Below are 12,272 nucleotides of genomic sequence, written 5' to 3' on the forward strand. Positions count from 1 at the left end.
TCTTCAGAGCCGTTCCGCCTAACAGTTCAGGTCAGCTTGCCGCGCGCTGCCACCGGCAGCTCGCCGATGAGCTTGTCGCCGCGCACCGTCACCAGCCGGTCGACCATGTTGACGACGACGCAGACATGGTTCGGCACCACCCGCACGACCTCGCCGACATTGGGCCGCTCATTGCTGCCGGAGAGGTCGAGGAAGCCGTGCTCCTCGGCAAACTGCGCGATCCGGGCCAGCGGGTATTCGAGGATATAGCCGTGGCCGTCGAGATTGCCCTTGTCGCTGGTCAGCGTCTTCGAGCCGGAATCGAGGATGCCGCGCTCCGCTCCCGCTCGGCTGACGACCGTCGCGTAGACGGTCAGCGCGCAGTCCTCCAGCTCCGCCACCCCGGCCGCGATCTGCATGCGGTCGTTGAAGATCGAGGTGCCGGAGCGATGCTCGGTCGAGCCCTTGAGCTTACCGATGTTCGGGATGTTGGGTGAGCCGCCGGTCGAGATGATGCCGGCTTCGAGACCGGCCTCGCGCAGTCCGGCATTGGCGGTGTCGAGGAAATCCTGCGTTGCCGGCCAGCCGGTCTCCGGCGGGTACATCAGGAAGCCGGCGAAGGTCAGGCCCTTGGACGCGGCGATCTGCCTGGCGAGTTCGACCGCCTCGCCCGGAGTCTCGACGCCGGCGCGCTTGCGGCCGGTATCGCACTCGACCACGACCTCCAGATTGCGCCCGGCGATCTCGGCGGCCTTGGGCAGGCCTGAGATCGTGACGGGATTGTCGGCGGCGACGATCATGCGGACGCGGCGCTGGAGCGCGCCAAGGCGTCCCAGCTTCTCCTCACCAAGGATGTTGTAGCTGATCAGGATGTCGTCGATGCCGCCATCGGCCATGACCTCGGCCTCGCCGAGCTTCTGGCAGGTGATGCCACGCGCCCCGGCGGCGACCTGGAGCCGCGCCAGCTCGGGCGATTTGTGGGTCTTGATGTGCGGGCGGTTGGCGACGCCGGCGGCGTCGCAGGCGGCCTGGAGCCTGGCGATATTGGCCTCGACCTTGTCGAGGTCGATGACGACGGCCGGCGTGCCGTAAACGCGGGCAATCTCTTCAGCGAGCGCAGTGGTCACGGCAGCACCCGGACGATGACTTCGATCTCGACCGTCATATTGTTGGGCAGCGAGCCCATGCCGACGGCTGAGCGGGCGTGGCGGCCATTGTCGCCGAGCACGGCGACGAACAGGTCTGAGCAGCCATTGATGACCTTGGGGTGCTGGGAAAAGTCGGGCGCGGCGTTGACCATGCCGAGCAGCTTCACCACCTCGATCTTGTCGAGCGAACCGGCCGCCTTCTTCATCGCCGCCAGCAGGCCGAGCCCGGTCTGCTTGGCGTGCTCATAGGCCTCCTCGATCGAGACGCCGGCGCCAACCTTGCCGGTCGGATAAGTGCCGTCGGCGCGCTTGGGGCCCTGACCGGAGAGGTAGATGAACTCGCCGACGCGCTTGAAGCTGACATAGGTCGCGACCGGGGTCGGGACGTCGGGCAGGGTCAGCCCCAGCTCCTTGAGCTTGTCTTCGGCACTCATGCTGTTCTCCAATCGTGGTCGAGATCGCGGACCATGTAGCGGGCCGCATCGTCATAGCTCGCAAGCTTGCGGGCAAGGGCTTCGTCATGCGCCTCATGAAACCCGTGGCGCCGCCAGAAGCCGGCCGAGTTGCCGACTGCGACCAGCGCCATCCGGGTGAAGCCTGACGCGTGGGCGTGCACCGCCAGCCTGTCGACGCAGGCGGAAGCGGCGCCACCGCCACGCGCGCTTGGCAGCAGAGCGAGATCGTGGATGTAATAGGCGTCGGCATCCGGCGGCACCGCCCCGAGCAGGCTGTCGAGCTCCGGCACCTGCCCAAGCCGCCAGGGATGGCTCAGCACATAGCCTCCGATGCCCTCCCTGCTTTCCAGCACGAGGCAACCGGCTGGATGGAGGGTGAGTCGCTCGACGTAGACCGCCTCGCCTTCCGGATAATTCGGATGCACCTCAGCCGCGACCGCTATCACGGCGGGCAGGTCGGCGGGCGCCATGGCGCGCCAGGATGGTGATGGTGTCATCATGAGAGCGATTACACGTCATGCTCGGGCTTGACCCGAGCATCCCAGGCCGAAAGAGGCTCCAATTTGGCGCCCTCTCGTCCTGAGATTCTCGGGTCTGCGCTTCGCTACGCCCGAGAATGACGCCTGTACCTTACGCCGCCTCGACCTTTCGGAATTTGTTGCTGCGCTTGGGATGCCACCAGGCGCCCTTCAGCACGACGCCCTCGGAGACGATCTTCCTGTCGCCGATCAGGTGCTCGCCGACCACGTCGACATAGTCGAACTTGCCTTCCTTGACGGTCAGGATCGTCGCGTCGCCGAGCGAGCCGACCTTGAGCGAGCCGTACTCCATTCGCTTCAGCGCGATCGCGGCGTTCACGGTCGAGGCGGCAACGACATTGTTCAGGCTCATGCCCATGCAGAGGAACTTCGACATGGTGGTGACCTGGTCATAGGCCGGGCCATCGATGCAGAGCTTGTGCACGTCGGAGGAGATCACGTCCGGCTCGAAGCCGTTGGCGAGCATGGCGCGCGTCGTCTTGAACGAGAACGAGCCCTTGCCGTGACCGATGTCGAAGATGACGCCGCGCTTGCGGGCGGCGAGCACCTCGGGCTTCACCGTGCCCTGCGCGGTCGCTGGCGCATTCGGGAACGGGCGGAAGGCATGGGTCAGCACGTCGCCCGGGCGGAGCATGCCGATCACCTCCTCATAGGACGGCGGCGGATGGTCGATATGGCACATCAGCGGCATGCCGACCTCGTTGGCGACCTGCAGCGCGATGTTGAGCGGCACGGTGCCGGACGTGCCCGACGCATGCAGGCCGACGCGGACCTTGATGCCGACGATCAGGTCGCGGTTCTTGTCGGCGACCTCGACGCAATCGATCGGGTTCATCAACCGGAGATCGCCGCTCTCGCCGACCATGACGCGGTGGTCGAAGCCGTAGATGCCGGCATGCGAGACGTGGAGATAGGCGAGGATGCGCGCCTGGCTCTTCTCGATCACATGCTTGCGAAAGCCCGGCCAGTTGCCGGGGCCGGCCGAACCGGTGTCGACCGAGGTGGTGACGCCCGAGGCGCGGCAGAACTCGTCGGCATCGATGCCGAGCGAGGTGCCGCCCCAGTAGACATGGGTGTGCAGGTCGATCAGCCCGGGCGTGACGATGTAGCCGGAGACGTCGCGGACCTCCTTGGCCCCCTTCAGATCCTTGCCGAAGCCCGAGACCTTCCCGTCGGTGAAGGCGACGTCGATGACGCCGTCATGCTTCTGCGAAGGGTCGATGACCCTGCCGCCCTTCAGGATGAGATCGTGAGTCATGACAGCTCCTCGGGGAAACCGGGCGGGCGGACGCTTCGCATTCAGGCGAAGCTGGCCGTAGCGCCCTTCTGGATAATAGCGAAGGCTTTGGCGAAGTGGTTATGCAGCTCGGGAATATAGAGCTGCGAAATGGTCGGGTCCTGCATGGGAATGTACTTCGCGCCGCCGTCGCGCGGGTCAGCGCCACTCAGGTAGGCGGGCAGGCCGCGTCCCTTGAAGGCGTCGAGGCGATCCTCCAGCCGGGCGATGACCAGCGAGCCGCAATCGCCCCATTCATAGGGAATGGCGAAATAGAGCTTGGCGGCATAAGCGAGCCGCGACGAGCCCGCCATGTTGGCATAGCGCTGGATCGTGCCCTGGCGCCGCGCCGCCTGCTTCACCTTGAGAAAGACGTCGTACTCGGCCCACCAGGGGCCCGCCGCAGCGCGCGTCGGATCGGCAGCGAAGCGGGCCGAGTCGCAGAAACGGAAATAGTACTGCCCGACGCTGAGATGGATGCGCTGGACATGCGACATGCCGCCATTCTGCGGACCGCCCGCGATCCCGCGCGCGGTTGCATCGTGGTGGGCCAGCTTGGGCGGGAAGAAGCAGTCCTTGTTCAGGGGATCGGGGGACATGTCATCGCTCCTGTCGAGTCGCCGCATCCGTCGGCTTGGCGAGCGGACGCGACATCGGGGAGCCCTTGGCAGCGTCAGAGCCGGTTCTCGACCGCGCCCGGGGAATGTGGCGCATGCGCCAGCGGGATTCACGCGATCACCACGCCCTTGCGTTCGACGATCATGCCGTAGGCTTGAGGCTCGCGGTGCTTGGCGAAGTTGAAGGTCGAATTCCGGTAGCTGTTGCCGAGGTCGAGATCGCAGCGCGCGACGACGAGCTCGTCACCTTCCGTCACCGCCTGCGCCACCACCTCGCCGGTCGGGGCGATGATGCAGGAGCCGCCGATCTGGTCGACGCCGGCTTCAAGCCCGGCCTTGGCGACGCCGACCACCCAGGTCGCGTTCTGGTATGCGCCGGCCTGCATCACGAGCTGGTTGTGGAAATTGCCGAGCCGGTCGTGGGCCGGAGCCGGCGGGTTGTGCTTGGGCGTGTTGTAGCCGAGCAGGACCATCTCGACGCCCTGCAGACCCATGACGCGATAGCTCTCCGGCCAGCGCCGATCATTGCAGATCATCATGCCGAGCCGGCCGCCCATGGTCTCCCAGACCGGCCAACCAAGATTGCCGGTCTCGAAATAGCGCTTCTCGAGGTTCTGGAACGGGGCATCCGGCCGATGCTCGGGATGGCCGGGCAGATGGATCTTGCGATACTTGCCGACGATCTGGCCTGATTTGTCGACGAGGATCGCGGTGTTGAAGCGGCGCTTGCGGCCGTCCTCATGGGCGAGTTCGGTATAGCCGAGATGGAAGCCGATCCCGAGCCGCTCGGCTTCAGCGAAGAGCGGCGCTGTCTCGTTCGAGGGCATGGCGCTCTCGAAATAGCTGTCGATCTCGGCCTCGTCCTCCATCCACCAATGCGGGAAGAAGGCTGTCAGCGCCGCCTCCGGATAGACGACGAGATCGCAGCCATTCGATTTGGCCTGGCGCATCAGCTCGATCATGCGTGCGACCGCCGAGCTGCGGCTCTCCTCGCGCTGGATCGGCCCGAGTTGGGCTGCGCCGACTGTCAGAATGCGAGGCATGGGAAGGCTCCTGCTGTGCTTGGTCGTGACTCAAGGATACTGCCGGAAACGCACGCCGGTACCCTTGTGCGCCATTGCGGGGAGGAGATCGCCACAATACCGTCGGACGTTCCCTCTGGGCTCGGTCTGGAACCGCCGGCCGTGGCTGCCGAGGCAGCACCGAGCTTCGGACCAAAGCCATGACCACGTTCAACGTCGTCCGCTTCCGCATCAAGTCCGGACGTGAGGACGAGTTTCTCGACGCTCATCGCGGGGGCAAGGCCCGTTGGCCCGGTCTTGAGAAGGGCCACATCATCAAGACCGGCGACCATTCCTATTGCCTGATCGGCGAATGGTCCGACCTCGCCGCGCTGAAGGGCGCCCGCGACCAGATGATCGCGACGCTCAACAGCTTCCGGGACACGCTCGAGGATCTCGGCGACGGCCGCGGCGTCACCGACGCGGTGTCCGGAGATGTCGTCCTCGACCTTCGCGCCTAGCCCCCAGCCGACAGCACAGTCTCTTTGCTCAAAGCTGATCGCCCGGGCTCCTCCCTTCCCCCTTGTGGGGAAGGGTTGGGGATGGGGGTGGTGCCACTTGGTGACCGGCAGGAGAAAAGGGCTGGCAGCAACTGCAGCGCGATGAGTGTCTGCCGATCGCTCCGGCTTTGCGACCCCCACCCCTTCCCCTCCCCACAAGGGGGAGGGGTTCTCCCGTCCGTGGCATGACATGATGCCGAACCGTCCTCAGATGCCCTTGGCCAGCCGCGGATCGAGCGAGTCGCGCAGGCCGTCGCCGAGCAGGTTCACCGCGAGCACGGTGATCGACAGGAACAGGGCCGGGAAGAAGACGATGTGCGGCCTGACCTGCCAGAGCGCCCTGCCCTCGGCCATGATGTTGCCCCAGGACGGGGTCGCAGGCGGCACGCCGGCGCCGATGAAGGACAGGATCGCCTCGATGATCATGGCACTGGCGCAGATATAGGTCGCCTGCACCGTCATCGGCGCGATCGTGTTGGGCAGGATGTGCTTCCAGATGATGCGCGGCACACTCGCGCCGTTCGAGATCGCCGCCTCGACATAGGGCTGCTCGCGCAGGCTGAGGACGACGCTGCGCACCAGGCGGGCGACACGCGGGATCTCGGCGACGGTGATGGCAAGGATGACGTTGCCGACCGAGCCGCGCGTCAGCGCCATCAATGCGATGGCGAGCAGGATCGGCGGAATCGACATCATGCCGTCGATGACGCGCATGACGATGCCGTCGGCCCAGCGCACGAAGCCGGAAAAGAGCCCGATCGCCAGGCCGATGACCGAGGACAGGATCGCGACCGAGAAGCCGACGATCAGCGAGACGCGCGCGCCGTAGACGACGCGCGAATAGATGTCGCGGCCGAGCATGTCGGTGCCGAACCAGTACAATTCGGACGGCACACGCGTGCGCCTGGAGGTGGCGATCGCAGTCGGGTCGACCGTAAAGAGCAACGGCGCGAACACCGCGATGAAGATCATCAGCAGCAGGAGGAAGCCGCCGATGGTGACCGACGGGTGCTTGCGCAGATAGGAGCGCTTGCGCGGCGTGGCGTCCGCGCCGATTTCATCCGCCAGGGGCAGTGGAGCAGCTGGAGCGGTCAATAGCGTATCCTCGGATCGACGAGGGTGTAGATCAGGTCGACGGCCAGGTTCACCAGCACGTAGACGAAGGAGAAGATCAGCACGACGCCCTGGATGACCGGATAATCGCGCCGCAGGATCGCATCCAGCGTGAGCCGGCCGAGGCCCGGAATGGCGAAGACGCTCTCGGTGACGACCGCGCCGCCGATCAGCAGCGCGACACCGATGCCGATGATGGTGATGACCGGTACCGCGGCATTCTTGAGCGCATGCAGGAAGAGGACGTGGTTCTGCGCCAGCCCCTTGGAACGGGCGGTGCGGATATAGTCCTGCTGCAGGACTTCGAGCATGGTCGCGCGGGTGATGCGGGCGATCAGCGCGATATAGACCGTGCCGAGCGTGATCGACGGCAGGATCAGGTTCTTGAACCAGGGCCAGATGCCCTGCGCGATCGGCGTGTAGCCCTGCACCGGTACCCAATCGAGCTTGAGCGCGAAAACATAGGCGAGCAGGTAGCCGATCACGAAGACCGGGACCGAGAAGCCGAACACCGCGAAGCCGACGACCGCACGATCAACCCAGGTGCCGGCCTTCCAGGCCGCGACAACGCCCATTGGGACCGCGACCGAAACTGCGAAGATCAGGGTCAGCACCATCAGCGACAGCGTGGGCTCGATGCGCTGGGCGATCAATTGCGTCACCGGCAGCGAGGTGAAGATCGAGGTGCCGAGATCACCCTGCAACACCCGGAAGAACCATTCGCCGAAGCGGACGAGATAGGGCCGGTCGAGCCCAAGGCTCTGGCGGATACGCTCGACATCGGCGGGCGAGGCCTGGTCACCGGCGATCACGGCCGCCGGATCACCCGGCGCGATATAGAGAAGCGAGAAAACGAACAGCGCCACGAAAGCCATGACGGGGATCGTCGTGATGATGCGTCTGATGATGAATGCGAGCATCGAAATCCTGAGTTGCCGCTGCTGGCGCCGAGCCGACCGGGATCGCGATCCCGAAAGGCCCGGCGGGCGTGATCTGGGCCGCGCCCCGGCAAAAAAGCCGGGACGCAAGGCTTGCTCTGGTCTCAGCCCTTCGCGACGTTCCAGAAGAAGGGCAGCGGGCCGCTGGTCACGCCGGTGACGTTCTTCCGCCAGGCCTGATAGCCGAGATAGAAGCCGGTCGGCGCATAGACGACATTCTCGACGGCGGCCTTGTTGAGACGGTCCATCGCCGCCTTCTCCTCGGCCTGATCCTTGGCATTGAACCAGTTGGTGACCTCGGCCTCGACCGCCGGCACGTCCGGCCAGCCGAACCAGGCCTTGTCGCCGTTGGCGCGGATCGCGGTGTAGGAGGACGGGTTGATGCAGTCCGCGCCGGCGTGCCAGGTGTGGAACATGCTCCAACCGCCCTGGCCCGGCGGGGTCTTCTGGGCACGCCTCGCGCCGACCGTGCCCCAGTCGGTGGCGACGAAATCGACCTTCAGGCCGATGCTCTTCAGCAGTTCGGCGGTGACGTCGCCCATCGACTTGGTCGCCGACATGTCCTGCGCGACGACGCAGACCACCGGCTCGCCATTATAGCCGGACTCGGCGATGAGCTTCTTGGCGGCTGCGACATTCTTCATCTTCAGCATGTCACCGCCGGCTTCGGTGTAGAGCGGCGTGCCGGGGGTGAAGAAGCCGGGCAGCGGCTTCCAGAGCTTGTCGTCGTCGCCGACGATCGAGCGCATGAAATCTTCCTGATTCATCGCCGTCAGCACCGCCTGGCGCACCTTCAGGTTGTTGAAGGGCGGGTGCAGGTGGTTCATGCGGAAGGCGCCGATATTGCCGAGCGGATCACCGATATCGACGTTGATGTCCTTGTGAGCCTTGAGGACCGGCACGAGATCGGAGAGCGGGGTTTCCCACCAGTCGACCTCGCCGCTCTGCAGCGCTGCCGCTGCGGTCGCGGCATCGGGGATGATCACCCACTCGATCCGATCGATCAGCATCTTCTTGCCGCCGGCGAGCCAATCGGCCGGTTCGGAGCGCGGCACGTAATCGGCGAACTTCTCGAAGACGGCCTTGGCGCCCGGCACCCATTCACTGCGGGCGAACTTCATCGGCCCGGAGCCGACATACTCGGTGATCTGCGTGAACGGGTCGGTCTTGGCGATGCGCTCGGGCATGATGAAGGAGCACGGCGCGTTGTTCTTGGCGAGCGCCAGCAGCATCTTCGGGAAGGGCTGCTTCAGCTGCCATTTCCAGGTGCGGTCATCGACGGCGCTGAGCTCGTTCTCGATCGCCTTGATCATCAGGCCCATCGGATCGCGGGCCTGCCAGCGCTTGAGGCTCTGCACCACGTCCTTGGCGAGCACCGGCGTGCCGTCGTGGAATTTGAGGCCGGAGCGCAGCTTGAAGGTCCAGGTCAGCCCGTCGGAGGAGACCTCCTCGCCCTCGACCATCTGGCGTTGCGGCTTGAACTTCGAATCGATGCCGTAGAGCGTGTCCCAGACCAGAGCCGCGGCATTGCGGACGACGTATTGCGTTCCCCAGATCGGGTCGAAATTGGCGAGATTGGCCTGCGGCACGAAGCGCAAGGTCTTGGCGGCGGCGCCTTGCGAGAGCGCCGGCATGGCGAGACCGCCGGTTGCTGCCAGAACGCCAGTCCCGGCAGCGGTCTTCAGAAAATTCCTGCGGTCCATCTTGTACTCTCCCCTGAAGCGGCGGCGGCCTCTGATCGGGCGACCTTGCCTAGAGTGTGGGCAGAAAAATCCGCACCTGACAACACGCTTGACGGGTCGCTACGACAAGAATTGACCCTGCAGGGTTCGTGCCAGACGGAACTGGTTTGCGGCTCACGACATCGTTTGCAAACAAATGACGCGCGGAGCCTTCCGACTGGTGCAGAAAATTGCGCCCGGCAAACTAAATCGATTTGATCGGAGCGTCCACGCGAGCGAAAGGCCGCGCTGCCTCAAAAGCCGCAGCCGCCTGCATCACCAGTGCATCGTGTCCGAAAGCCCCGACGATCTGCAACCCGGCAGGCAAGCCGGCCGAGGTCAGTCCGCACGGCACCGAGGCGGCCGGCTGCTGGGTGATGTTGAACGGGTAAGTGAGGGGCGTCCAGCACGTCCAATCCTCGCCGTAAGCGCCGTGCTCGGGCGTATTGCGGCCGACCGCGAAGGCCGGCAACGGCAGCGTCGGCGTCAGCAGGAGATCGAAGCGCTCGTGGAACTGCGCCATCTGGTAGGCGAGCGCGTTGCGCTGGTTGAGGAGGGCATCGACATAGGCCGCGCCATCGATTCGTTCGCCCATTTCAGCAACCGCGACCAGGCCGGGGTCCATTTGCGCCCGCGTCGCAGCGTCGGCGCTGCGCAGCGCCAGCGCCGCACCGGCCGCCCACAGCGTCATCAGCGTCGCGCTCGGATCGTCGAAGCCGGGATCGACCTCCTCGACGGTGGCGCCTAGCTCGCGGAAGGTCAGCGCCGCCGCATGCGTCAGGGCGGCGATCTCAGGATCGACCGGAACGTCGCCGCCGAGGCGCGGCGACCAGGCAATACGCAGGCCGCGCACACCGCGATCCAGCTCTGCCGTGAAATCAGGCGGCATGTCCTTGAAGGCCGTCATGTCGCGCGCATCGGGACGGCCGATCGCATTCATCGCGAGGGCGGAATCGCGCACGGTGCGGGTCAGCGGGCCGAGATGGGCGAGGAAGCCCATGACCGAGGCGGGCCAGGCCGGCACGCGGCCATAGGTCGGCTTCAGGCCGAAGACGCCGCAAAAGGCAGCGGGAATGCGCACTGAGCCGGCGCCATCGGTGCCGAGATGGATGCAGCCGAGGTTGAGCGCCGCGGCAACGGCCGCTCCCGAAGAGGAGCCGCCCGGGCCGGTCGAGATATCCCAGGGATTGCGGGTGATGCCGGAGAACGGCGAATCGCCGACGCCCTTCCAGCCATATTCCGGCATGGTCGTCTTGCCGAGGAAGACGCAGCCCGCCTCACGCAGCCGCGCCGTTGCCGGCGCGTCCTGCTGATACGGCGCGTCGGAAGCCACGGCCGAGCCGCGCCGCATCGGCCAGCCGGCAACGCCGAGATTGTCCTTGATCGTCACGGGCACGCCGTCGAGCGGACCGAGCGCCTCGCCCTTCAACCAGCGCGCCTCGGCGGCCTGCGCCATGGCGATCGTCACGCTCTCGTCGCGGACGACGAAAGCATTCACCTCGGGCTCGAAACGGTCGATGCGGGCGAGCGCGTCCTTGGCAACCTCGACCGGAGAGAGTTCGCGCGCGGCGTAGAGGCCGCCGAGCTCGGTGGCGGACAGTGAAGCGATAGCGGTCATCGACAAGATCCCCGTCAGGCGTTGGCGGCGCGCCAGGCGGCGCTGAGCAGGATATTGGCGCCGGCGACCATGTCGTCGTCGCTGCTGAGTTCGGCCGGATTGTGCGAGAGCCCGCCGATCGAGGGGATGAAGACCATTGCCGTCGGGCAGAGGCGCGACATCATCTGCGCATCGTGGCCGGCGCCCGAGATCATCCGGCGGATCGGCAGCCCGAACTCGGCGGCACTCGCCTCGACGCTGGCGATCAGCTCCTCGGCGAAGGGCGTCGCCGGGAAGCGGGCGAGGTCACGGAAGCTGATCGCGATGTCGTCGCGCGCCGACAATTCGGCGCAGAATTTCCGCACTGCCGCCTCGGCCTCGGCCAGTGGTGCGTCCAGCGGATTGCGCAGGTCGAGCGTCATCACCACGGTTTCCGGCACGACGTTGACGTTGCCGGGCCGGACGCGGACCACGCCGGAATTGGCGAGCTGGCCCGGGATCGTCTTGGTCAGCTCGTTGGCGAAGATATTGATCCGCGCCGCGGCAAGGCCGGGATCCTTGCGGTAGCGCATCGGCGTCGTGCCGGCATGGCTCGGCCGCCCGGTCAAGGTCAGCTCGAGCCAGCAGATCGCCTGGATGCCGGTGACGGCGCCAAGCCCGCCGCCTTCGCTCTCCAGCACCGGGCCCTGCTCGATATGAAGCTCGAGATAGGCATGCGCCGGCAGGAAGCCCGGCGGCTCCGCGCCATGATAGCCGATGCGCTTCAACTCGGTCCCGAGCACGGCACCATCGGCGTCGAGCTCGGCATGAGCGGCATCGACGCTCATGCCGCCGGCCCAGACATAGGAGCCGAGCATGTCGGGATGGAAGCGCGCGCCCTCCTCGTTGGTGAATGCGATCACCGCCATGTCACGCTTGGGAGTCAGCCCGGCATCGCGCAGCGCCGCCAGCACCTCGACGCCGCCGATGACGCCGAGCGCGCCGTCGAAGCGCCCGCCAGTGCCGACCGTGTCGATATGCGAGCCCATGATCACCGCCGGCCCGTCCTGCTGGCCTTTCAGGATGCCGACGATGTTGCCGATCGCATCGACGCGGACGTCGAGGCCAAGTGCTTTCAGTTCGCCAACCAGCCAGTCGCGGCCCTGCTTGTCCTCGTCGGTCAGCGCCAGCCGCCGACAGCCGCCCTCCGGCGTCGCCCCGATCCTGGACAGGGCCGCCAGTCGCGATACCAGGCGCTCCCCATCGATCCGCAGGTTGGTGCTCATCTTGTCGGCTCTCCGCAGGCAGGCATGGTTTGGTCGAGATGCGCAGCAGGCAGGAACCGGGCC

12 protein-coding genes are annotated in these 12,272 nt (G+C 66.1%); 1 reads left to right on the forward strand and 11 read right to left on the reverse strand.

The features are described from left to right. Positions 1 to 26 precede the first annotated feature (26 nt). The 6 genes from ACSQ3M_RS25730 to ACSQ3M_RS25755 form a co-directional block, all read right to left on the reverse strand. Positions 27 to 1,106 carry an alanine racemase gene (locus ACSQ3M_RS25730; protein WP_436152924.1) on the reverse strand — a complete coding sequence of 360 codons (1,080 nt, stop codon included), beginning with the start codon at positions 1,104 to 1,106 and terminating at the stop codon, positions 27 to 29. Then, positions 1,103 to 1,561 carry a RidA family protein gene (locus ACSQ3M_RS25735; RefSeq protein WP_284168871.1) on the reverse strand — a complete coding sequence of 153 codons (459 nt, stop codon included), beginning with the start codon at positions 1,559 to 1,561 and terminating at the stop codon, positions 1,103 to 1,105. Before ACSQ3M_RS25735 ends, ACSQ3M_RS25730 begins: the two co-directional genes overlap by 4 nt. Next, positions 1,558 to 2,082 carry a GNAT family N-acetyltransferase gene (locus ACSQ3M_RS25740; RefSeq protein ID WP_436152925.1) on the reverse strand — a complete coding sequence of 175 codons (525 nt, stop codon included), beginning with the start codon at positions 2,080 to 2,082 and terminating at the stop codon, positions 1,558 to 1,560. Before ACSQ3M_RS25740 ends, ACSQ3M_RS25735 begins: the two co-directional genes overlap by 4 nt. A gap of 130 nt (positions 2,083 to 2,212) precedes the next feature. After that, a complete protein-coding gene (locus ACSQ3M_RS25745; protein ID WP_436152926.1) occupies positions 2,213 to 3,379 on the reverse strand; it encodes an amidohydrolase/deacetylase family metallohydrolase in 1,167 nt (388 codons plus the stop codon). Positions 3,380 to 3,420: 41 nt separating this feature from the next. Next, the gene (locus tag ACSQ3M_RS25750; protein WP_436152927.1) at positions 3,421 to 3,996 is read right to left on the reverse strand and encodes a hypothetical protein; all 576 of its coding nucleotides are present in this window, start codon (positions 3,994 to 3,996) and stop codon (positions 3,421 to 3,423) included. 128 nt (positions 3,997 to 4,124) lie between these two features. Continuing rightward, positions 4,125 to 5,057 (reverse strand): N-carbamoyl-D-amino-acid hydrolase, encoded by a 933-nt coding sequence (locus ACSQ3M_RS25755; protein ID WP_436152928.1) that lies wholly within the window; start codon positions 5,055 to 5,057, stop codon positions 4,125 to 4,127. 179 nt (positions 5,058 to 5,236) lie between these two features. On the opposite strand from ACSQ3M_RS25755, the gene ACSQ3M_RS25760 reads away from it, so the two are divergent. Beyond that, entirely contained in the window at positions 5,237 to 5,536 is a 300-nt protein-coding gene (locus tag ACSQ3M_RS25760; RefSeq protein ID WP_436152929.1) for a DUF718 domain-containing protein, read from the forward strand. 246 nt (positions 5,537 to 5,782) lie between these two features. Here the strand turns inward: ACSQ3M_RS25760 and ACSQ3M_RS25765 are convergent, their stop codons facing one another. From ACSQ3M_RS25765 to ACSQ3M_RS25785, 5 genes are all read right to left on the reverse strand, one after another. After that, entirely contained in the window at positions 5,783 to 6,649 is an 867-nt protein-coding gene (locus ACSQ3M_RS25765) for an ABC transporter permease (RefSeq protein WP_436153049.1), read from the reverse strand. A 17-nt stretch (positions 6,650 to 6,666) separates the two neighbouring features. Beyond that, positions 6,667 to 7,608 (reverse strand): ABC transporter permease, encoded by a 942-nt coding sequence (locus ACSQ3M_RS25770; protein ID WP_436152930.1) that lies wholly within the window; start codon positions 7,606 to 7,608, stop codon positions 6,667 to 6,669. Between the two features lie 122 nt (positions 7,609 to 7,730). After that, positions 7,731 to 9,329: an ABC transporter substrate-binding protein gene (locus ACSQ3M_RS25775; RefSeq protein ID WP_436152931.1), complete on the reverse strand. Its 1,599-nt coding sequence runs from the start codon at positions 9,327 to 9,329 to the stop codon at positions 7,731 to 7,733. A gap of 223 nt (positions 9,330 to 9,552) precedes the next feature. Beyond that, positions 9,553 to 10,965 (reverse strand): amidase, encoded by a 1,413-nt coding sequence (locus ACSQ3M_RS25780; protein ID WP_436152932.1) that lies wholly within the window; start codon positions 10,963 to 10,965, stop codon positions 9,553 to 9,555. A gap of 14 nt (positions 10,966 to 10,979) precedes the next feature. Further along, complete coding sequence (locus tag ACSQ3M_RS25785) at positions 10,980 to 12,209, reverse strand: M20 family metallo-hydrolase (protein ID WP_436152933.1); 1,230 nt, start codon at positions 12,207 to 12,209, stop codon at positions 10,980 to 10,982. Between the last annotated feature and the right edge of the window lie 63 nt (positions 12,210 to 12,272).

The sequence above is a fragment of the Allobosea sp. LjRoot90 genome, from assembly GCF_964254315.1.
Classification (GTDB): domain Bacteria; phylum Pseudomonadota; class Alphaproteobacteria; order Rhizobiales; family Beijerinckiaceae; genus Allobosea.